This is a genomic window from Collinsella sp. 4_8_47FAA, assembly GCF_000763055.1.
Classification (GTDB): domain Bacteria; phylum Actinomycetota; class Coriobacteriia; order Coriobacteriales; family Coriobacteriaceae; genus Collinsella.
Genome location: NZ_KN214136.1, coordinates 261,764 through 283,049 on the forward strand (window position 1 = coordinate 261,764; position 21,286 = coordinate 283,049).

Genomic DNA, 21,286 nt, shown 5'->3' on the forward strand with positions numbered 1-21,286 from the left:
AATCGACCTCGCCGGACCTCGCCCTACGCAGCACACGGATGCTCGACCGGCTCCTCAGGCCCTGCCCACGGGGCGGCGCCGACCATGCACTCGGACATGGGCTGGCAGTACCAGCACGAGTCCTACGCCTCCAGGCTGGAGGGGGCGGGCATCACCCAGAGCATGTCGCGCAAGGGGAACTGCATCGACAACGCCGCCACCGAGCAGCTCTTCGGCCACGTGAAGGACGAGTTCTACCGCGGCAGGGAGTGGGGCAGCTTCGGGGACTTCAAGCGCGACCTGGAGGAGTACATAGACCATTGGAACACGCGGCGCAGGCAGGTAAGATTGAAGGGCCTGACGCCGGAGGAGTTCCGGAACCGGGCCCTTGCGGCGTAGTCGCTATTTGTTCAGTCCAAGTTTCGGGGCGCAGTTCACAGGCACCTTTGTGGTGGTTTTTGCTTTTGCGATGCAGCTCGAGGAGGTGCTCGATGGTCTATATCCCGTTTTGGATTTGCGCCTTTGCTGGTGTGGCGATTGATGCCCGTGAGCGACGCTTTCCCAATGAGCTTGCCGGCGTGTGTGCGGTGGCGGCGTTGGCAGGCGTCTGGCTCGACAAGGGCGTTACCACGGCGCTTGACCACGCCGGTCTTGCGGTCATCGTCTACCTTGCCCTTGTGCTTACTGAGTCGCTCTGGCGGCGCCTTCGCCAAGCCCCGGGGATTGGCATGGGGGACGCCAAAGCACTCTTCGCGCTTTGCACGCTCGACCCTATGGGCGGCATCGTGGCATTTGCCGTCTCGCTCCTGGTCCTGGCCCTCTCCTGCCTCTTCATAAAATCGCGTTCCCTGCCATTGCTCCCGTTTTTAGTGCCGATTTTTGCCATAATCGAGGTCGTGGGCTGCACATTGTAACCGATTGCGCATCCTTTTTAAGGAGCATGCCATGGAATCTAATCAAGAAACGGCCGTCATTAAGGCGCGCATGGACCGTATTCCCTCGGCGTTGTCGCCCGAGCTTGTCGAGCGCATTGCCGCCGATCGTGCTTCGGGCTATGTCAACCCGTATCGTTGCAACGATGATCAGGTCATTCGTCGTATTGATCGCGCCGCCGACAAAGGCACGCTTATGCGTCCGGCGTTTATGCGCGATACCGAAAAGATACTTCATCTTCCGGCGTACACCCGTTATGCAGGCAAAACGCAGGTCTTTAGCTTCCGTAGCAATGATGATCTTTCACGCCGCGGTTTGCACGTACAGCTTGTCTCCCGCATTGCGCGCGATATCGGTCGCGCCCTGGGGCTCAATTGCGATCTGATCGAGGCGACTGGCCTGGGTCACGACTTGGGACACACGCCTTTCGGCCATGCCGGCGAGCGCTTCCTCAACGATATCTATCATGAGCGTACGGGGCGTTATTTTTTCCATAACGTGCAGTCGGTTCGCGTGCTCGACGCGTTGTATGGCCGCAACGTGTCGCTCCAGACGCTCGACGGCGTGCTATGCCATAACGGCGAGTACGAGCAGCGTGTGTTTGAGCTCTCGGACATGGGCTCCTTTGACCAGTTTGACCAGACGGTTGAGGATTGCATTGCCACGGGCTATAGCGCAATTGAGCATCTGCGTCCCATGACGCTCGAGGGCTGCGTCGTTCGCATCTCGGATATTCTTGCCTACGTCGGTCGTGACCGTCAGGATGCGATCGCGGCGGGCCTGCTTTCGCCCGACGCTTTTGATGATGGCCGGGGCGGTGCCTACAACAGTTGGATCCTCACGCATGCCTCCATCGATATCGTTGAGCACAGCTATGGTAACCCGCGCATCGAGATGAGCGAGGACCTGTTTGAGGAAATTCGCCGAGCCAAGCGCGAGAACTACGAGAAGATCTATAGCAAGGGCGGTATCGAAGGCGATTCCGAGGTGGAGCTGCGCGAGGCCTTCGAAAAGCTCTACGACCGTTGCCTGCGGGATCTAAACAGTGGTGACGAGTCCTCTTACATCTTTAAGCACCATATTTCGCGCATTGAGCAGCAACTTTCCTACTACGATCGCACCTATGCCTGGCAGGACGACAAGGATCAAGCCGTGGTGGATTATATCGCGAGCATGACGGACGGTTATTTCTGCGAACTGACGAGCAAGCTGTTCCCGGGTCTAAAGTTTCCGCATCGTACCTATATTAACGAACGGTAGTTCGTATCCTTTCGGTATACTGGTTAGTTGAAAACGTTTTTGATTGATGCACGGGATGGCTATGGACGACCTTTTTTCTGCCTCGACGCGCGAGCGTTCCTTTAAAAATGCGCCGCTCGCGGTGCGCATGCGACCCAATTCGCTCGACGAGTACGTGGGCCAGCAAAAGGCCGTCGGTAAGGGCTCATGGTTGCGTGCCGCGATCGAGCACGACGTGCTTTCGAGCGTGATTCTGTACGGGCCTGCCGGTACGGGCAAGACGACGCTGGCCCACATTATCGCCAACCATACCAAGAGCGAGTTTGTCGAGGTCAGCGCCGTCACGGGTACCGTGAAGGACCTGCGTCGCGTGATTGATGAGGCCAAGACGCGCCTGAATACGTACGACCGCCGCACCATTCTATTCATCGATGAGATTCACCGCTTCTCTAAGTCGCAGCAGGATGCCCTGCTGCATGCAGTTGAGAACCGTACCGTCATTATGATTGGCGCTACGACGGAGAACCCGTACTTCGAGGTCAACTCGGCACTGCTCTCACGTGGTCGCGTCGTGGAGGTTGAGCATCTGAAGGATGAGGATATCGCCACGCTTATTGAACGTGCGCTTGAGGCGCCGCAGGGCTTGAACGGTAAGTTCTCGGCCGATGAGGATACGGTCAAGACCATTTGTACGCTGGCTGCGGGTGATGCACGCTCGGCCCTGACGACACTTGAGCTGGCGAGCGAGATTGCCGTTACGCGTCCCGATACCGAGGGGACGCCAGCGCCGGCGGCGGGGGAGCGCTATCCCATCACCGTGGATGACGTAAAGATTGCCAACCCGCGTCGCGGCTTTACGTATGACAAAAACGGCGACATGCACTACGACATCATCAGTGCGTTTATTAAGTCTATGCGCGGTAGCGACCCCGATGCCACGATCTATTGGCTCGCGCGCATGATCGATGCTGGGGAGGATCCTAAGTTTATCGCTCGCCGCATTATGATTCACGCTTCTGAGGATGTTGGCAACGCCGACCCGCAGGCGCTTTTGGTGGCGCATGCTGCCTTTAAATCTGCTGAAGTTATTGGCTATCCTGAATGTCGCATTAACCTTGCACAAGCTGCGCTCTATGTGTGCTTGGCGCCCAAGTCCAATGCGTGCGAGGCCTCGATCGATGCGGCGCTGGCCGATATCCATTCTAGTGGGCTTCGCGAGGTGCCCAGCTACCTGCGCGATCGCCATCGCCCGGGCAGCGATGAATACGGTGTGTATAAGTATCCGCACGATTATCCCGAAGGCTGGGTCGACCAGCGCTATTTGCCCGAAGGCTTGGAACGCGGTACATTTTGGCAGCCTGCCGGCCGCGGTTGGGAAGAATGGCGCGTAGAGCAAAGTGAACGCGACCGCAGCGGGAATGCACCGAAGTAGCTGCTGATAATTTTGTCCCACGTTGCTGCTCATGGCATGTTCGGTCCCCTTTGGGGTACCATGGAAACCGTCTGTATATCGATTCCTTTGGGAGGCTTGTATGAGTCCCATTCAAATCGCCCTGCTGCTGCTCGCTGTTGCCGGCGTGTGGGCCATCGTTGAGCTCGCGCTTACCCTGCGCAAGACCCGCACCGTTGTCGACTCGCTCGATAAGACCGTTAACGACCTCAACAACACCATCGCCGAGGCTCAGCCTGTGGTGGCAAAACTCGACGGCGCTGTCGACGAGCTTACGCCGGCACTTGCCCAGATGGAGCCGCTGCTTAAGTCGAGCAAGACGGCAGTTGATGCCCTTACCTCCAACCTCGTAGAAGTCGAGGCGGTCGTCCGCGATATTTCCGAGGTCACCGGCAGTATGGCCGAGGCCAGCAATGCCGTGTCGAGTGTGACCGACTCCGCTGCCGGTGCCGTGCAGAAACTCTTTAACAAGGTGAAGACTCCCGCGGCCGACGCCGAGCGCAAGCTTTCCGCTGCCGAAGAAGCCGAGCAGCCGACCGAGCGTGTCCTGATTGGCGAAGCCGCGGACGATGTCGCTGCTGGTGACAATGATGCACAGAAGCCTGCTGCTAAAGCAGCCCAGTATTACACCTACACGCCCGCCGAGACCACCGAGGAGTCCTGCGATGAGTAGCGAAGCAACTTGCCCCATTACGCTGACCGTTGCCGGCGACCCGCGTCTGGCGCGCCTTGTGCGCATGACGGCGGCAAATGTTGGTGCGCTCTGCTCCATGTCCGTCGATCGCATCGAGGACATTCGTATGGCTGCCGAGGAAGCATTTATTTTCGGCTGCACGGCTGTTGATTCCGATGGCATCTCGATCAAATTCGATGTCGACGAATCTCACGTTGGCATGACCTTTACCTTTGGCGATCAGGCGACTGTCGATGAGGATGATCAGGCTGCCGTGTATGCCGAGCTCATTTTGGCTAGCGTGTGCGATTCCTACGAAAAGACTGCGGCGCCTCTGACGCTTTCCCTCGACCTCAAGGCGGATATCTAATATGACCGAACGTTCCCGGAGCGGTAAGACCGCTTGGGACAAGGAGAAAACCCGCGAGCTGTTTCGTCGCTACAAAGAAACCGGTGATCCGGACGCGCGCGAGCAGCTCGTCATGTCCCATATGAACCTGGTAAGGTTTCTTGCCAACAAATTTAAGAATCGCGGCGAACCGCTCGACGACCTCATGCAGGTCGGCTATCTGGGTTTGCTCAAGGCTATCGACCGCTTTGACCCTGAGCGCGGGCTCGAGTTCACAACGTTTGCGACACCCACTATCCTGGGCGAGATCAAACGCCATTTCCGCGACAAGGGCTGGAGCGTGCGCGTGCCCCGTCGCTTGCAGGAGCTCTCGGCCAAGGTCAACCAGGCTACCGATAAGCTCACCAACGAGCTACAGCGCTCGCCTAAGGTTGAGGAAATCGCTGAGTACTTGGACGTGACGGTCGATGAGGTGCTGGAGGCCATGGAATCGTCTTCGGCCTATACCTCGGTGCCCATCGAGGCTCCTGGTGCGTCCGATTCCGACGATGCCCCCTCGATTCTCGATCGCTACGCCGACGACGACAATGAGCTCGACTTTACCGATGACCGCTTGGTGATCGAGGAAGCCATCCGTGATTTCTCGCCGCGCGAGCGCGAGGTTATCGAGCTGCGCTTTGTAAAGGGCATGACCCAGATCGAGATCGCCAAGAAGCTGGGTATTTCTCAGGTGCAGGTTTCGCGCCTGCTGCGCCGCACGCTTAAGAAGATTCAGGACAAGATCGACCCCGACGGAGTGATGATTCGTTCATGAGTGAGCGCCCCCAACAAACCGATCGCGTGCTGCGCGACACCCGCATTCTGACGCTTCGCATTTGGGCTGTTGTCGGCTGCATTGTCATCGCCGCTGTCATCTTTAACCTTATGGGCATGCTGGCGCCGGTTATCGAGTTTCTCGCCGTTGGTTCCATCATTGCCTTTGTGATGTCCCCGATTACCAATTGGCTCGAGCATCATGGCGCGAATCGCGGCATCGGTTCGCTTATCGCGCTAATTGTTGTTGTTGCCGTGCTCGTCGGTGTCGTTTGCATCTTGTCGCCGATTCTCTTTGGTCAGATCATGGAAGTCCTGAGCCGCCTGCCCGAGCAGCTTCGTGTTGCGGGTGGCGACCTCAACGAGATGATCTCGAATGCCAAGACGCTTAACAACACGCCGCTCAAGGAGTATTTGGACGATAATCTTTCGTCGCTAGTTGCCGTGGCATCGAAGTATGTGTCTCAGATCGCTGCCGAGCTTGGCCGCGGTGTGTTCCCGCTCATCACCAATACGGCCTCGCAGTTGTTCGTGATCTTTCTTGGTCTGGTGCTTGCGTACTGGATGGCCTGCGACTACCCTCGCATGCACCACGAGATTTGCACCATCATCGGTCAGGAGAAGGAGACCTCGTACCGCTTTATGGTCGCCATCCTTTCTCGCTCTGTCGGCGGCTACATGCGCGGTATGGTCGTGACGTCCATCTGCGGTGGTTTCCTTGCCTTTATCGGTTTTATGATCATCGGCCACCCGTATGCGGCGCTCATGGCTATCTTTACCGGCATCATGCATTTGGTTCCGGTCGTCGGTCCTTGGGTGAGCGCAGCAATCGCCACGGTACTCGGCTTCATGTTCAGCCCCATGTTGGCGTTATGGACGCTCATCGTGACGATGGTCGCGCAAAACGTCACCGATAACGTCATTTCGCCCAAGGTCATGCAGAGCTCGGTGCAGGTGCATCCCATCATGAGCCTCACGGCGCTCGTTATTGGCTCGGCACTCATGGGCCCCATCGGCATGATTATTGCTATCCCGCTTTGTGCGGCCCTCAAGGGTATCTTCGTGTACTACTTCGAGAATGAGACCGGCCGCCAGCTTGTGGCCTATGACGGAGCCGTGTTTAAGGGCACGCCGTACCGCGATGCCGCTGGCAACCCGGTCGCCGCCTACGACGCGCTCGGCGACGACACCTTCATTTACGAGTCCGAGCTCATCGGCAACGAGACTGCGCCCGAGGCCAAGGCCATGCCCAAGCCCGAGCTCGATAATCCCTGGATCAAGCTCTCGGGCCTGCAGTCCGATGCGACGGGTTTCTTCAAAAACCCCTTCGCCAAAGACGATGATTCCAACTCAGACGACGATACCAATACCGGCATCGACGGCTCCATGGACGATGACGACAACTAGCGGGGTAATTCGGGTTAACATTCATACGTGCTAACATGCAATTTCGCTGAAGGGCCGGCATTGTGCCGGCCCTCTTTTTTGAACTTGCGCGGCGGGATGGTAATATCGTTACGTTTGAACTGTTTCGATGTGAAACCGAGGAGATTCCCTCTATGAGTGCTGACTACCCGTCAATGACTACGGCTGAGATCCGCTCCAAGTTCCTCAACTTCTTTGAGGAGCGCGGTCTTAAGCTCTATCCTTCTTCGTCCCTTGTTCCCGACGATCCCTCGCTGCTGCTTGCCAACGCCGGCATGAACCAGTTTAAGGAGTACTACCAGGGCAAGAAGACCATGAAGGAGATCGGCGCGATCTCCTGCCAGAAGTGCGTCCGCACCAACGACATCGACTGCATCGGCGAGGACGGCCGTCACCTGTCCTTCTTCGAGATGCTCGGCGACTTCTCTTTTGGCGGCGTCTCCAAGGAGCAGGCTTGCGCCTGGGCCTTTGAGCTCATCACCAAGGAGTTCAAGCTGCCGCTCGACCGCCTGTACTTCACCGTCTTTACCGAGGACGACGAGACCCACGACGTGTGGCGTTCTCTGGGCGTTGCTGAGGACCACATCTCCCGCCTGGGCGAGGACGACAACTTCTGGGCCGCTGGCCCCACCGGCCCCTGCGGTCCGTGCTCCGAGATTTACTTTGACATGGGCGAGGAGGTCGGCTGCGGCAGCCCCGACTGCAAGCCCGGCTGCGACTGCGACCGCTTCCTGGAGTTCTGGAACCTCGTCTTTACCCAGTACGATCGCCAGGAGGACGGCTCCATGCCGGAGCTGCCGCACCGTAACCTCGATACGGGCATGGGCCTTGAGCGCATGGCCGCCATCATGCAGCACAAGACCGCCAACTACGACGGCGATCTGATGCAGCATCTCATCAAGCTGGGCGAGGAGATCAGCGGTAAGACCTATGACGCCGACGATTACTCCGGTGCTAGCCGTTCTCTGCGCATCATCGCCGACCACTCCCGTGCCGTTGACTTTATGATCTCTGACGGCATCCTCCCCGGTAACGAGGGACGCGAGTACGTCCTTCGCCGCCTGCTCCGCCGCGCCGTGTTCCACGGTCGCCTGTTGGGCATCGAGGGCGCCTTCCTGACCAAGTTCATCGACGAGGTTAACGCTCAGATGGGTGAGGCTTATCCCGAGCTGCTCAAGAATGTCGCGCTCGTCAAGGGTATCGTCGCCTCCGAGGAGGAGCGCTTCTCCACGACGCTCGACAACGGCCGCGTCTATCTGGACGAGGCCCTGGCAGCGCTTGCCGAGGGCGCCGTGCTTCCGGGCGATGTTGCCTTTAAGCTGCACGACACCTTTGGTTTCCCCATCGACCTAACCGTCGAGATCGCCGGCACCGCTGGCCACGACGTCGACATGGACGGCTTCACTGCCTGCATGGAGGACCAGAAGGCCCGCGCCCGCGCCAATGCCAAGGGCGACGCCTGGGGCAGCTTCAACGACGTGTGGGTTGAGCTTTCCGACAAGGTCGCTGCGACCGAGTTCGACGGCTATGACAACGATGTGATCGAGGGCGCCAAGGTTGTCGCCATCGTGCGCAACGGCGAGTCCGTCGAGTCCGCTGCCGCCGGCGAGGACGTCGAGGTCGTGCTCGACCGCACCCCGTTCTATGCCGAGATGGGTGGCCAGCAAGGCGATGCCGGCAAGCTTTCCGCTGAGGGCGTTGTTCTGACCGTTGTCGACACCAAGAACCACAACGGCCTGTATGCTCATGTCGCGCACGTTGCCGATGGTACGCTGACTGTCGGTGCCGATGTTACCGCCGCGCTCGACGCTGAGCGCCGTGGCTTCCTGCGCCGCAACCACACCGCCACGCACCTGCTCGACGCTGCCCTTAAGCAGGTCCTGGGCGAGCACGTCTCCCAGGCCGGCTCGCTGGTGACGCCCGAGCACCTGCGCTTTGACTTTACGCACTTCGAGGCTCTGTCCTTCGAGCAGCTCAAGGCTGTCGAGGACCTGGTCAACCAGCAGATCTTCGCTTCCAAGCCGGTCGTGACCCGTGTCATGGGCATCGACGAGGCTAAGGCTGCCGGCGCTGTCGCTCTGTTTGGAGAGAAGTACGGCGATGTCGTCCGCGTCGTCTCCGTGGGCGCCGAGGACCAGCCGTTCTCCCGCGAGCTCTGTGGTGGCACCCATGCCGCCAATACCGCCGAGATTGGCCTGTTCAAGATCATTTCCGAGTCCTCCACGGGCTCCAATGTCCGCCGTATCGAGGCCGTGACCTCTAAGGGTGCCCTCGACTACATGGCCGACCGCCTGGCGCTCGTTGACGCCGCCGCCGCTGCGCTCAAGTGCCGCGTCGACGAGGTTCCCGCCCGCGTGGAGAACCTGCAGGCCGAGCTGCGCGAGACGTCCAACAAGCTCAAAAAGGCTCTGACCGGTGGCTCCTCCGACGCCATTTCCAGTGCCATCGAGGGTGCTGTCGAGCTCGGCGGCTACAAGCTAGTCGTCGCTGAGCTCCAGGGCCTTGAGGCTGCCGACCTGCGCAACGTATGGGATACCGTGCATCAGAAGGTCGCCGGCCCTGTCGCTTGTGTCGTCGCCAGCGTGACTGAGAAGGGCACTCCGGCCCTGCTCGCTGCCGGCTCCGATGACGCCGTCAAGGCCGGTTTCCACGCCGGTAACGTGATCAAGCAGATCGCGGGTCTGGTCGACGGTCGCGGTGGCGGTCGTCCCAACATGGCCCAGGCCGGTGGCAAGAATGCTGCCGGCATCGCCGATGCCCTCGCGGCCGCTAAGACCGCGCTCGGCGCCTAAGAATCTAAGAAGTCGCTGTGGTTGCGCTCGCGCTGGACATAGGGGAGACCAGGATTGGCATCGCCGTCTCGAGCCGTGATGGCAAGATGGCGATGCCTGTCAAGGTGCTTCCGGCTGCCGAGGTCACCGGTATGGCCAAGACGTTCCGCTACCTGGTTGAGGACTATGAGCCCGACATCCTGGTAAGCGGACGTCCCCTGACCATGGCCGGTGAGCCCGGCCCTCAGGCCGAGCGCGTTGCCGCTGTGGCGCAAAAGATTGCCGACGAGCTCGATCTTCCGTTGGAGTTTGAGGACGAGCGTCTGTCCTCGCAAGAGGCTAAGCGTATCCTGCGCGAGCAGGGCCTCAACGAAAAGCAGATGAGGGGCAAGATCGACATGATTGCCGCCAGCCTGTTTTTGCAGACGTGGCTCGATCGTAAAAACGAGGAGGTTTCGCATGCCTAGCGCTTCCGATCCGCGCCAGCAGAATCGTACACGGCAGCCGGCGTCGCGCCCTGCCCAGCCTGGCCAGCGTCCGGCACAGCCGACGCAGCGTGCAGCTCAGCCTGCCGCGCGCCCGGCGCAGTCCTTCTCTCATTCGGCCCAACCTGTTCAACGGACGGGTCAGCAGCCTTCTGCTCGTTCGGCCCAGCCTGCAGGCGGTACCCGCTTTAAGCAGCAGGCATCTACCCAGCGAGTGCAGGCCCCCCAGTCGCATTCGCATCACGCTCTCGGTTCCCACGGCGTTGCTCCGGCTACGCGCTCGAGCTATAACACGCACGTCCGCCGTGGTACACAAAAGAAAAGCTCCCCGGTGCCTATGATTATCGGTGGCGTCGTCGCCGTGCTTGCGCTTGTCGCGATCGTTTTCTTTGTCGTGCCAGCCGTCAAGGGCTTCTTTGGCGGTGAGGATGCGAAAGTCGCTGCTGGCCAGCAAGTTACTATCACGATTCCCGACGGTGCCTCGGGCGATACTATCGCCTCGATTCTCTCTGAGAACCATATCGTCGAAAATCCCAAGGATTACTATGCGGCGGTGAAAAAGCTCAACGCGGATATGTCGCTCAAGCCTGGTGATTATTCGTTCACTACACTCATGGATGCGACCAAGGTTGTTCAGCAGCTCATGGAAGGCCCCAACGCGGGCTCCAATGCGCTGACTATCCCTGAGGGCCTAACGGTCGATCAAGTCGCCGACCGTGTGGCCCAGGCCTACGACAGCATCTCTAAGGAAGACTTCCTCAACCAGGCCAAGGCCTCCAACTACGTTGACGACTATAGCTTCCTTAAGGGCGCCGCCAACGATTCGCTCGAGGGTTTCTTGTTCCCCAAGACCTATTCGCTGGGCGATTCGCCGACGGCCGATGACGTGATTCGCGCCATGCTCGATCAGTTTAAGACCGAGTACAAGTCGCTTGACTTTGCGAGCTGCGAAGCCAAGATCAAGGAACGCTACGGCGTGGAGATGTCCGACTACGACATCGTCAACTTGGCCTCTATCGTTGAGCGCGAGGGCCTCAACGCCGATCAACGTGCGCACGTGGCCTCGGTCTTCTACAACCGCCTTGCCGGCAAACTCGACGGTCTGCGCTATCTCAACAGCGATGCGACCATGATGTATGTCACCGGTGGCGAGGTTACCGCCGACGACCTGCAGAGCGATAGTCCGTATAACACCTATAAGCACGAGGGCCTACCGCCCGCGCCCATCTGCTCTCCGTCGCTCGAGGCACTCAAGGCCACGCTTGAGCCGACCGACTCCGATGACCTGTATTTCTACATTACGCAGGACGAGGAGTACTTCTCGCAAACCTACGAAGAGCATCAACAGTCTTGGAATTAGCATGAGGATTTTTAGCCCCAAACGATACGTTGCCTCGGTCGATCGCATCGATCTCGATACCCTGTGGGCCGACGGCAAACGCGCCATTCTGCTCGATCGCGATAACACCCTGGTGCCGCGCGACACTGAGCAGGTCCCCGCCGCGATTTCCGCTTGGCTCGACGCCGCCCGCGCCAAAGGCTTTAAGCTGTGCATGGTGTCCAATAACTGGCATCGCGACCAGGTCATGGCGTCGGCACGCGAGCTGGGACTCGAGGCCATCAGCCACGCCATGAAGCCGGCGCCGTTTGCCCTCAAGGCGGGTCTTAAGCGCCTCGGCGCCACGGCTGACGAGGCGGTGCTGATCGGTGATCAGCTCTACACGGACGTGTGGAGCGGCAACTTCGCCGGCGTCGATACCATTCTGGTCAAGCCGCAGGCAACCCAGGACCTGTGGTATACGCAGATCTTCCGTATCTTTGAGCGCCGGGCCCTGCGCGACCTTCCCTGCGAGGAATAGGTTTCGCCATGTCTCAGCACATCAAACACGGCTGCGACCATATCTTCTTTATCGGCTTTTTGGGCGCGGGCAAATCGACGCTCGCGCGCAACGTCGGCACCATGTTCAAGCGGCGTTTTATCGATACCGACCGCCTGGTCGTGCGCCGTTGCGGTAAGTCGGTAACCGAGATTTTTGAGACCGAGGGCGAGGATCGTTTTCGTGAGCTCGAGACCTCGGCGCTCCGTTCGCTCCAAAGTGAGCGCAGCCTGTTGGTTTCGTGCGGGGGCGGTATCGTCGAGACGCCGGTGAATATTGAGCTGATGCACGAAATGGGTACGTGCGTGTACCTCGAGGGCGACTTCGAGGATTCGATTCGCCAGATTCGTCGGTCCGACACGCGCCCCGATTTCCGTTCGCCCGAGCACGCTGCGCGCCTGTTTGAGCATCGCCGTCCGCTGTATCGCCAGGCCGCCGACCTTACCCTTGATATTCGCAACAAGTCCTTCGAGGACGTTTCCTACCTTTGTGCCGAGATGCTTTTGGAGCGTGGACTGCTATGATTCGCCGTCAACTGATCAATTTCCAAAACCGCAGTGTCGATGTCCGCGTCGGATTGGGCGCGTTCGATGAGCTGTCGCGCATGTTTGCCTCGGCTGTGGGCAAGCCTAAGCGCGCAATGGTGGTTTGGAACTCCGCCACATCCGAGCGTTTTGGTGAGGTCGTCGAGCATGCGCTGGTCGACGCCGGTTTTGTCGTGTCGCCGCTAGTCCTCGAGGTTTCGCCTGCCGGTGCTACGCTGGCCGATGCCGATACCGTCTTTGGCGCCCTTTCGGCTAACGGCATTACCTGCGACGATCTCGTTGTCGCTGTCGGCGACACAGCGACCTGCTCGGTTGTTAGCTGGTGCGCCAACCAGTGGTGTGGCCGAACCGAGTGCGCGTTGCTGCCGACGACCTTCGATGCAATGCTCACGGTCGCGACGACCATGAAGCCGCTCGTCGCTTCGTCGGCCAATGCGCTTCCCGCCATCGCGTTCCGTCCCGAACCGGGCTTGGTCGTGTGTGACCTCGACCTTGTTCGCGAGGCGGACCCCGAGGACCTCAAGCTCGGCTATGTGGTACTTGTTGGCACCATGCTTTCGAGCAGCAAGTCCCGCTGGAATCAGTTTACTGAGACCGTCCCCGAGATTCTCGCGGGCGAGGAGGTCGCGCTCGTCAATGCCGTTCAATGGTCTCAGACTGCCCGCAAGGACGTACTGATGGCCACGAACCCGAGCGCCCGCCATGCGCTCGATTTTGGCAAGACGGGGGAGCGTACCTTGCGCGCTTGCTTGGGCGATGCCGCTTCGCAGGTCCCTGCCTACCAGCTGTTGTCCGAGGGCATGCGCTTTGAGGCGCGCCTAGCACATGACGCCTGCGACTTCGATATCGATTACGTTTTTGAGGTCGATGACTGCCTGGAGGACTTTGGTATCGAGGAACTTGCCTTCGATCTGGAGCCTGCCGCATATATCGAGGAGTTCCGCAAGCAGCAGTTTGCACGCTCGAACCGCAGCATGTTGCCGCTGCCCGCGGCGCTCGGCGCCATTCGTCTAACGAGCGTTGAGGACGAGGTTCTTGAACGCCACGCTCATGCCTACTTGGCTTCTCGCAAAGAACTTCTCTAAGATTTATTGACATCCATCGTCTTTCGTATCATGTTGAGGGGCGGGTTTTCAATCGGTTGCGGATCGCATACGATTCCGTACATTGATTGAGACCCGTCCCGTCTTTATAGAGACAACAAGAAAGGAATCTGCATGTCTGAGTTTGCTGCCGGTCCTGCCGGTCGTATCGAGCGTGTCCGTGCCCTTATGGCCGAGCGTGGCTACGACGCCATCGTGGTGCGCGACGAGGCCAACCTTCGTTGGCTTACGGGCGTGAAGGGCGTCTTCGACTACACCTTCGAGTTCCCGCACGCTGCGTTTATTACGGCCGACCAGTGCCTGTTCCACACCGACTCGCGCTACCTCAACAGCTTTGAGGAGAACACGCCCGCTGGCAGCCCCTGGGTCTACGACATGGACGAGGGCACCATCCCCGGTTGGGTCGCCGGCAAGATCGCGGCCAACAAGTGTCGCGTCTGCGCTGTCGAGGACGACATGCAGATCAACTTCTACCAGGGTATTCTGCGTGATCTGGAGGACCGTTCCGTCGCCTGCATGTTGCCGCTGATGCATGATGACATCCGCAAGATGCGCGCCATCAAGGACTCCGAGGAGATCGAGCTCATGCGCCATGCGCAGTCGATCACCGATGCCGCCTTCCAGCATATGCTCGGTTTTATTAAACCCGGCATGACCGAGAAGCAGGTTCGCAACGAGCTCGAGAACTTTATGTTCGCCAACGGCGCCGACAGCCTGGCCTTCGGCTCTATCGTGGCGAGCGGTCCCAACACCGCCAACCCGCATGCCGTGCCGAGTGACCGTGTCATCGAGAAGGGCGACTTTGTCCTCATGGATTACGGCGCGGGCTACTGCGATTATCGTTCCGACATGACGCGCACCGTCGTGATGGGCGAGCCTACCCAGGAGCAGCTCGACCTGTACGCGCTCGTGCGCCGCACCCACGAGGAGTGCGTCGCCGCCATCCATCCGGGCGTCGAGGGCAACGACATTTTCAAGCTTTCCAAGAAGATCATCGGCGATGCCGGCTATGGCGATTACTACAACCATGGCTTGGGTCACGGCGTGGGCATCGACATCCATGAGCTGCCCAACTTCAACCGCAGCAAGAACATCATCGAGGTCGGCTCGGTTATCACCATGGAGCCCGGCGTGTACCTGCCCGGTGTGGGCGGCGTGCGCCTGGAGGACTACGGCGTGGTCACCGAGAACGGCTACGAGCCCTTCACCAAGACGCCGCATGACCTCCACGTCATCGATTGCTAGCCCATTTCGATAGATTTTTGGGGCGGGGCGTCCGGATCGATTCGGACGCCCCGCGTTCTCTTTTTATGCGCTCGCTGCAGGCGCCGTCTGCAAGTGTATAATTTCGGTCGTATGTAATTTGGACGCTTGTGCGTTCTGCCCATAACAAGAAAGGTCGCTATGCCTACCATTTCCACCGCCGACTTCAAGAACGGCCTCGGTCTCCGCATTAAGGACAAGGTCTACACCATCGTCGAGTTCCAGCATGTTAAGCCGGGCAAGGGCGGCGCGTTTGTGCGCTACAAGACCCGCGACATCAAGAGCGGCCGCGTCGTCGAGAACACCTGCAACGCCGGCACCAAGTTCGAGAGCGTTATGCTCACCACCCGTGAGTTCCAGTACCTCTACAACGATGGCGCCGACTACATCTTCATGGACAATGAGACCTATGAGCAGGTTCCCGTTCCCGAGAACATGGTGGGCGAGAACTCCAAGTGGCTGCGCGAGAACGACATCTGCCAGCTGCTCTTTGCCGACGATGAGCTCATGGGCGTGACCCCGCCGATGTTCATCGAGACCACCATCGTCCAGACCGACCCGGGCTTTAAGGGCGACACCGTCCAGGGTTCCACCAAGCCGGCCACGATCGACACCGGCGCTGTCATCCAGGTCCCCATGTACCTCAACGAGGGCGAGGTCATCAAGGTTGACACCCGCGACGGCAAGTTCGTCTCCCGCGTCTAGCACCAACTCTTCTAGGAGGACTCATGCCCCAGGAAATCAAGATTGACGGCATCGGCATTTCGCCCGATGTTCTGACCGCCATCGTTTCGCGCGCCGTGTCGGATGTCGAGGGCATCGCCTCCGTTGGCGTCAAGGACCTTGCCACCAACCTTGTCTCCATGATGCTCTCGTCCAAGGCCCCGGCTTCCGAGCCGGCGGTCGAGGCCGAGGTCATCGGCGACAAGCTCGCACTCACCGTGCGCGTCGTGGTGTTCTTTGGCTATCCGTTCAAGAAACTCGCCGAGGCCGTTCGCGCTGCCGTGGTCGCCGCCATCGATGCCCAGGTTGGCGTTGAGGTCGAGCGCGTTGACGTTTGCATCGACGGCCTCGTTTTCCCCAAGGAGTAACCTTTGAGCCTTAAGGTTTATCGCGGGCGTACGCTTGCCCGCAGTCAGGCGCTGCAGCTGCTGTTCCAGGCCGAGGCCACGGACAGCCCGCTCGAGCGCGTCCTCGAGGGTGATTTCCTGATCTCGAAGGGTCCCCTCGATCCCTATGCGCTGGAGCTGTGCCGAGGTGCCTACGAGCATATCGACCGCATCGACTGTGCTCTGCGCTCCGTTGCCAAGAACTGGGATCTTATGCGCATGCCCGGCGCCGACCGCAACTTGCTGCGTATCGCCGTTTACGAGATGCGTTTCCTCACCGACGAGGAGGTCTCGGACGCCATCGTGATCAACGAGGCCGTTGAGCTTGCCAAGGCCTATGGCACCGACCAGTCCGCGTCGTTCGTCAACGGCGTGCTGGGTAAGATCGCTCGCAGCGAGGAGCTGCCGGGCGAGGACCTATACCAGGAGCTGCTGGCCGAGGATCGCGCTCGCGAGGAGGCACAGGCTGCCGAGGCTGCCGCAAAGGTTGCGGTTGCTCAGGCCGAGGCCGGCGTTCTCGACGAGGACGCTGAGGTCGCCGAGGCCGAGACCGGTACCGTCGAGGAGTAGCCATGCCAGAGGGTTCCGTCCGCAACTTCGACGAGATTTCGGACCGCTTGGACCAGATCATAGCTACCGTTCGCTCTAAGGATACGTCCTTGGAGCGTTCGCTCGATCTGTTTGACGAGGCGATTGAGCTGGGCTCCCGTGCGGTCGACATGGTCGATAAGTTTGAGCTGACGCCGCGTGAGGCCGACAAGCTCGAGCAGGAATACGATGAGGATGCGGCAAACGAATCCCAGGATAGCTAGGCCGCATCTCCGGATACGAATGGTTGATGGCATTCATGAAACGCGTGCGTCTTGATGACGAACTGATTTCACAGGGCATCTGCGCCGATCGCGCGGATGCCCTTCGCACTCTTATGGCTGGCTTGGTCTCGAGTGGCGGCGAGCGCTTGACTTCGCCGGGCCTTAAGGTGACCCCGGGCCTGCCGTTGCACGTGAAGGGGCGCATTCCCTATGTTGGCCGCGGCGGTCTTAAGCTCGAAGGCGCGCTTGATACGTTTGGTATCAATCCGACGGGCCTTGCCTGTCTGGATGTGGGCTGCTCTACCGGCGGCTTTACCGATTGCCTGCTCAAGCGCGGAGCTGCGACCGTTGTCTCGGTGGACGTTGGTCGCGCCCAGTTCGATTGGTCGTTACGTCAGGACGATCGCGTGACGCTGCATGAGCGCACAAACGTGACGCAGCTGCCTGAGCTTGGCTATGCCGGCGCCATCGACCTGGCTGTGTGTGATGTCTCGTTTACCAGCATCGCGAACATTATCGATGCGGTGCTGGCGTGCCTGGCGCCTACGGGTGCATTCTGCACGCTTGTAAAGCCGCAGTTTGAGGCTCCGGCGGCGCTGGTGGGCGAGGGCGGCATCGTGACCGACCCCGCCGTCCGCCGTGATACGCTTGTGGCGGCGATTGATCTCTTTGCAGCTAAGGGCCTGTTCCCGGTCGATGTGTGCGTGTCACCCATTCATGGTGCCAAGGGCAACGTTGAGTTTTTCCTGTACGGCACGAGGTTCGCCCCCGGTGAACGCACCGACGACGAGCTGCAATCCCAGGTATCGGTTTTGAGCGAGAAAGCTGCAACGCTATGAAGGTCTTTCTGGTTCCCAATTACTACAAGCAAGAGGCGGTCGAGAGCGGCCTGATGCTCGAGCTTTGGCTGACGCGCCAGGGCTATGAGGTCGCATGGGCTGCCGACCAGCGATCCAAGATTCAGAGCACGCCTGATATTGACGGCTCCGATCTGGTCATTACGCTCGGCGGCGACGGTACGTTGCTGCGCGCTGCCCGCATCCTCAACCATCGCGAGATTCCTATCCTCGGTCTTTCCTATGGTCACCTGGGCTTTTTAACTGCTGCGAGCCCCGAGGAGCGCGACATTCTGCAGGTCGTGAGCGACGCCCTGTCCGGTGAGCTGCACGTGAGCCGTCGCGCCACCATCGCCGCGGATATCGTATCCGTGCGCGAAGACGGTACGAAGGATGTCGTGCGCACCTTCGCCCTCAACGACATGGCGCTTACCCGCGGTCCGCTGTCCGATATGGTCGAGTTCGACATCACGGTGTCGGGCCACCATATCGATCGCCTGCGTGGCGACGGCGTGGTCGTGTCCACGGCGACTGGTTCTACGGGGTACGCGCTCAGTGCCGGTGGCCCCATCGTGAGCCCCGACTATACGGGTATGGTCTGCGTACCTATTGCGCCGCACACCATTCAGGCCCGTGCCTTCTTGACTTCGCCGAGTGATGTCGTCGAAATCTTTATGTCTGATGACCGTCCGAGCGTTCCGGCGATCGCTATCGATGGACAATTTATTACTTGCGATGGCACCGTTGAGAGCGTGGCGGTGCGTCGCGGGCCCGGTGATGTGCTGCTGCTGGATTACGGCCCCGAGAGCTTCTATAACTCGGTGAGCCGCGTATTCTACGGAGTCCGTCATGATCGATGAGCTGCAGGTTTCTAACATTGCACTCATTCGCGAGGCGACGCTGGTTCCGAGCGCGGGCCTAACGGTTCTGACCGGCGAGACCGGCGCCGGCAAGACCGCGCTGCTCTCGGCCCTCAAGCTTATTTTGGGCGAGCGCGCGGATTCGTCGACGGTGCGCGAGGGCGAGGCGCTTGCCAGCGTCGAGGCGCGGCTGTTCGACGGTCCACACGACACGGAGGGTTTCACGGTCCAGCGCAGCCTTTCTGCCGAGGGCCGCAGCCGCGTGAAGATTGATGGCCGCATCGCCAGCGTGCGCGAGCTTTCGGAGCGCGTTGGCGTGATGATGGATCTGTGCGGCCAGCACGAGCACCAGCGCTTGCTCGACCCGGCGCATCATGTTGCGATGGTCGATGCCTGGGCAGGGCGCCCTGCACTCGAGGCGCTCGAGCACTACCGCGCCTGCTTTAAGGTTTCGCGCGCTGCCGCTAAGGAGGTTCGACGTGTCGAAGAGACCTCGCGTGCTCAGGGGAGCCGCGTCGAGGAAGCGCGCTTTGCGCTCGAGCGCATCGGCGAGGTCGACCCCAAACCGGGCGAGTATGAGGAACTCGAGGAACTGCTGCCGCGCTCCGAACATGCCGAGGTGCTGGTTGCCACAGCTAACGATGCCCATGCATCGCTTGCCTCTGAAGGGGGAGCGCTCGATGCCGTGAACAGCGCCGTGGCAGAACTTTCCCGCATGGCTTCCGTCGATCGCAAACTGGGCGACATTGCCGATGTGCTTTCGGATGCCTGCATCTCCCTTGAGGATTGCGCGAACGAGCTTCGTGCCTATCGCGATGGCATCGCCTTCGACCCGCGCGAGCTCGCTCGCATGCGTGATCGGTATTCCGACCTCAAGGGCCTGTTGCGTCAGTGGGGCCCCACCATGGACGATGTTTTTGCCATGCGCGATCGCTCGCAAGAGCTGCTGTCCCTGGTCGATGATGGCGATGAACAGATCAAAAAGGCGCGTGAGGCACTCGGGAGCGCCGAGCGCGAGTTGTTTGCCGCTGCCAAGGCACTTAAGCGCGCCCGCAATACGGCGGCCCCGCGCTTCTGCCATGAGGTGGGCCGCCAGATGGCTCGCCTGGAGATGGGCGGCGCCGAGCTCGTCTGGGAGTCGCGCGATCTTCCTCGTGCTGAGTGGACGCCCGCTGGTCCTTCGAGCTACGAGCTGCTATACCGCAGCGGTGCCGGTTTGACGCCGCGCCCCCTGCGCCGCATTGCGTCGGGCGGCGAGCTCAGCCGCGTCATGCTGGCAAGCAAGGTCGTCCTCGGTAACGCGGACGGTGTTGATACGCTGGTGTTTGACGAGGTCGATGCTGGTGTCGGTGGCTCCACGGCGCGTGCGCTCGCGGGCGTGCTGGCAGATCTCGCCGCTACGCATCAGGTGATTGTCGTAACCCACTTGGCGCAGGTCGCCGTCATGGCTGACAAGCATTATGTCGTCAGCAAGGAACCGGGCGATGTTCCCCAGACGCATTTGGACGAGGTAATCGGCGAAGCGCGTACCGCCGAGATCGCCCGAATGTTGAGCGGCGATCAGTCCGAGGCAAGCTTGGCCCACGCAAAGCAGATGCTCGAAGAAGCTCGAGGTTAGGTCGTAATAGCGGTGTTGGTGGGACAAAATAGACTGAAATTTTTGTCCCACTACGCGTTTTACTCAACGACCTTGTCCGGCTGGATGAGCTCCTCGTAGTAGCTGATATGCTCGCGAGCGTCTTCAATCTCGGGCAGCAGGAAGTTGTAGATGACTTCGATGATCATCGTGGCGCTCATCTTGGAGAACGCGAAGTCGCCCGTTGTCAGTAGTGCTTCGTGGTTGACGGTATTAAAGGTGTAGTCTGCCAGGCGCGCGAGCGGGGATTTGCTGTCGCTGCTGATGACGACTACGGTTGCGCCGCAGTCGCGAGCCGCTTTTGCCATGCGATTCAGACGGCGCGACTTGCCGGAGTTTGAGATCAGCACGATAACGTCACCGGGGCGCAGCGTGAGCGCAAAACCAATCGAGGTCTCGCTGATGGTGCTTGCCATGCAACGAAGGCCCAGCTGCGAGAACTTGAACGTCGCGTCGAGCGCGACGGCGTTGGTGTTGCCTACGGCCGCAAACTCAATAACGCCGGCATTCTTAAGCGCGTGTACAACTGCGGCCAACGTGTCGTGATCAATGCCGTCGATGGTCGCATTAAGCTCACTCACCTTGGCGGCGAGGATATTTTTAAGGCTCTGCTCCATGTTGTCGAGCGAGACCTCGTCGGTCAGGCCCTCGTTGCGCTGACTCTCTAAGTCGCGCGCCAACGAAAACTGAAAGCTGCGGAAGCTGCCAAAGCCCAGCTTGCGGCAGAAACGCGAAACGGTCGCCTCGGACGTGGCGGCAGCGCGCGAGAGCTGAGCCGCCGTGAGGCGTGGCGCCTCGGACTGGTGCTCCAATATATAGTCGACAATGCGCTGCTCGGACTCGCTGTATCCCTGGTGGGTACTAATGAGGGAAAGTGCGCTTTTGCTACTATCGGTCATGGATGGCTCCTGGTTGGCATGAAAATCTAACTTGATTTGCAATGCCATAGTATACGGGCATTTTCAATTACAAGATACACCTTGCCGTTTCAAGTGTTGATGGTAAACTTTCACTTGCCGTTTACGGTTATGAAAGAACCTTTCACCGGAGAATTGCGCCTTGTCTCTTCTCACGCGGACGGTAGGTTGGTATCTTTCAGTTGTGGAAAAACGCGCATCGAAGCGCGTG

At 59.9% G+C, this 21,286-nt stretch carries 23 protein-coding genes; 22 read left to right on the forward strand and 1 reads right to left on the reverse strand.

What is annotated here, in order from left to right; all coding sequences use genetic code 11:
- From HMPREF9463_RS07510 to HMPREF9463_RS07615, 22 genes are all read left to right on the forward strand, one after another.
- On the forward strand, positions 1-378 hold a 378-nt coding region (locus HMPREF9463_RS07510; protein WP_198019957.1), incomplete at its 5' end, for an IS3 family transposase.
- A 92-nt stretch (positions 379-470) separates the two neighbouring features.
- On the forward strand, positions 471-893 hold the full coding sequence (locus tag HMPREF9463_RS10495) for a prepilin peptidase (RefSeq protein WP_052044154.1): 423 nt from the start codon (positions 471-473) through the stop codon (positions 891-893).
- A 31-nt stretch (positions 894-924) separates the two neighbouring features.
- Complete coding sequence (locus HMPREF9463_RS07520) at positions 925-2,172, forward strand: deoxyguanosinetriphosphate triphosphohydrolase family protein (protein ID WP_035138176.1); 1,248 nt, start codon at positions 925-927, stop codon at positions 2,170-2,172.
- A gap of 61 nt (positions 2,173-2,233) precedes the next feature.
- Positions 2,234-3,583, forward strand: coding sequence for a replication-associated recombination protein A (locus tag HMPREF9463_RS07525; RefSeq protein WP_084591831.1), 1,350 nt, complete (start codon positions 2,234-2,236; stop codon positions 3,581-3,583).
- A gap of 100 nt (positions 3,584-3,683) precedes the next feature.
- Complete coding sequence (locus HMPREF9463_RS07530) at positions 3,684-4,274, forward strand: hypothetical protein (RefSeq protein WP_035138178.1); 591 nt, start codon at positions 3,684-3,686, stop codon at positions 4,272-4,274.
- Positions 4,267-4,644 carry a hypothetical protein gene (locus HMPREF9463_RS07535; RefSeq protein ID WP_035138180.1) on the forward strand — a complete coding sequence of 126 codons (378 nt, stop codon included), beginning with the start codon at positions 4,267-4,269 and terminating at the stop codon, positions 4,642-4,644. Before HMPREF9463_RS07530 ends, HMPREF9463_RS07535 begins: the two co-directional genes overlap by 8 nt.
- A 1-nt stretch (position 4,645) precedes the next feature.
- The gene (locus HMPREF9463_RS07540) at positions 4,646-5,437 is read left to right on the forward strand and encodes an RNA polymerase sigma factor SigF (RefSeq protein WP_022094589.1); all 792 of its coding nucleotides are present in this window, start codon (positions 4,646-4,648) and stop codon (positions 5,435-5,437) included.
- Complete coding sequence (locus HMPREF9463_RS07545) at positions 5,434-6,843, forward strand: AI-2E family transporter (RefSeq protein WP_035138181.1); 1,410 nt, start codon at positions 5,434-5,436, stop codon at positions 6,841-6,843. The genes HMPREF9463_RS07540 and HMPREF9463_RS07545 overlap by 4 nt, the downstream gene beginning before the upstream one ends.
- A 152-nt stretch (positions 6,844-6,995) precedes the next feature.
- Positions 6,996-9,653: an alanine--tRNA ligase gene (gene alaS / locus HMPREF9463_RS07550; protein ID WP_035138182.1), complete on the forward strand. Its 2,658-nt coding sequence runs from the start codon at positions 6,996-6,998 to the stop codon at positions 9,651-9,653.
- 17 nt (positions 9,654-9,670) lie between these two features.
- Entirely contained in the window at positions 9,671-10,099 is a 429-nt protein-coding gene (gene ruvX, locus HMPREF9463_RS07555) for a Holliday junction resolvase RuvX (protein ID WP_035138185.1), read from the forward strand.
- Complete coding sequence (gene mltG / locus HMPREF9463_RS07560) at positions 10,092-11,477, forward strand: endolytic transglycosylase MltG (protein ID WP_232219775.1); 1,386 nt, start codon at positions 10,092-10,094, stop codon at positions 11,475-11,477. The genes ruvX and mltG overlap by 8 nt, the downstream gene beginning before the upstream one ends.
- Before the next feature lies 1 nt (position 11,478).
- Positions 11,479-11,976: a YqeG family HAD IIIA-type phosphatase gene (locus tag HMPREF9463_RS07565; protein ID WP_035138189.1), complete on the forward strand. Its 498-nt coding sequence runs from the start codon at positions 11,479-11,481 to the stop codon at positions 11,974-11,976.
- A gap of 8 nt (positions 11,977-11,984) precedes the next feature.
- Complete coding sequence (locus HMPREF9463_RS07570) at positions 11,985-12,518, forward strand: shikimate kinase (RefSeq protein ID WP_035138190.1); 534 nt, start codon at positions 11,985-11,987, stop codon at positions 12,516-12,518.
- Positions 12,515-13,624, forward strand: a complete 1,110-nt coding sequence (locus HMPREF9463_RS07575) for a hypothetical protein (RefSeq protein WP_035138192.1) — start codon at positions 12,515-12,517, stop codon at positions 13,622-13,624. Before HMPREF9463_RS07570 ends, HMPREF9463_RS07575 begins: the two co-directional genes overlap by 4 nt.
- Before the next feature lie 132 nt (positions 13,625-13,756).
- The gene (locus HMPREF9463_RS07580) at positions 13,757-14,887 is read left to right on the forward strand and encodes a M24 family metallopeptidase (protein WP_035138194.1); all 1,131 of its coding nucleotides are present in this window, start codon (positions 13,757-13,759) and stop codon (positions 14,885-14,887) included.
- A gap of 159 nt (positions 14,888-15,046) precedes the next feature.
- The gene (gene efp / locus HMPREF9463_RS07585) at positions 15,047-15,610 is read left to right on the forward strand and encodes an elongation factor P (RefSeq protein WP_035138196.1); all 564 of its coding nucleotides are present in this window, start codon (positions 15,047-15,049) and stop codon (positions 15,608-15,610) included.
- A gap of 23 nt (positions 15,611-15,633) precedes the next feature.
- Positions 15,634-15,996, forward strand: coding sequence for an Asp23/Gls24 family envelope stress response protein (locus HMPREF9463_RS07590; RefSeq protein ID WP_035138197.1), 363 nt, complete (start codon positions 15,634-15,636; stop codon positions 15,994-15,996).
- A gap of 3 nt (positions 15,997-15,999) precedes the next feature.
- On the forward strand, positions 16,000-16,584 hold the full coding sequence (gene nusB / locus HMPREF9463_RS07595; RefSeq protein WP_082437720.1) for a transcription antitermination factor NusB: 585 nt from the start codon (positions 16,000-16,002) through the stop codon (positions 16,582-16,584).
- A gap of 2 nt (positions 16,585-16,586) precedes the next feature.
- Entirely contained in the window at positions 16,587-16,826 is a 240-nt protein-coding gene (locus tag HMPREF9463_RS07600) for an exodeoxyribonuclease VII small subunit (RefSeq protein ID WP_006233978.1), read from the forward strand.
- 35 nt (positions 16,827-16,861) lie between these two features.
- Positions 16,862-17,665 carry a TlyA family RNA methyltransferase gene (locus HMPREF9463_RS07605; protein ID WP_035138198.1) on the forward strand — a complete coding sequence of 268 codons (804 nt, stop codon included), beginning with the start codon at positions 16,862-16,864 and terminating at the stop codon, positions 17,663-17,665.
- Positions 17,662-18,522, forward strand: a complete 861-nt coding sequence (locus tag HMPREF9463_RS07610; RefSeq protein ID WP_035138200.1) for an NAD(+)/NADH kinase — start codon at positions 17,662-17,664, stop codon at positions 18,520-18,522. The genes HMPREF9463_RS07605 and HMPREF9463_RS07610 overlap by 4 nt, the downstream gene beginning before the upstream one ends.
- A complete protein-coding gene (locus tag HMPREF9463_RS07615; protein ID WP_035138201.1) occupies positions 18,512-20,140 on the forward strand; it encodes a DNA repair protein RecN in 1,629 nt (542 codons plus the stop codon). The genes HMPREF9463_RS07610 and HMPREF9463_RS07615 overlap by 11 nt, the downstream gene beginning before the upstream one ends.
- 59 nt (positions 20,141-20,199) lie before the next feature.
- Here HMPREF9463_RS07615 and HMPREF9463_RS07620 read toward each other — a convergent pair whose 3' ends face one another.
- A complete protein-coding gene (locus tag HMPREF9463_RS07620) occupies positions 20,200-21,057 on the reverse strand; it encodes a MurR/RpiR family transcriptional regulator (RefSeq protein ID WP_035138402.1) in 858 nt (285 codons plus the stop codon).
- Positions 21,058-21,286 lie beyond the last annotated feature (229 nt).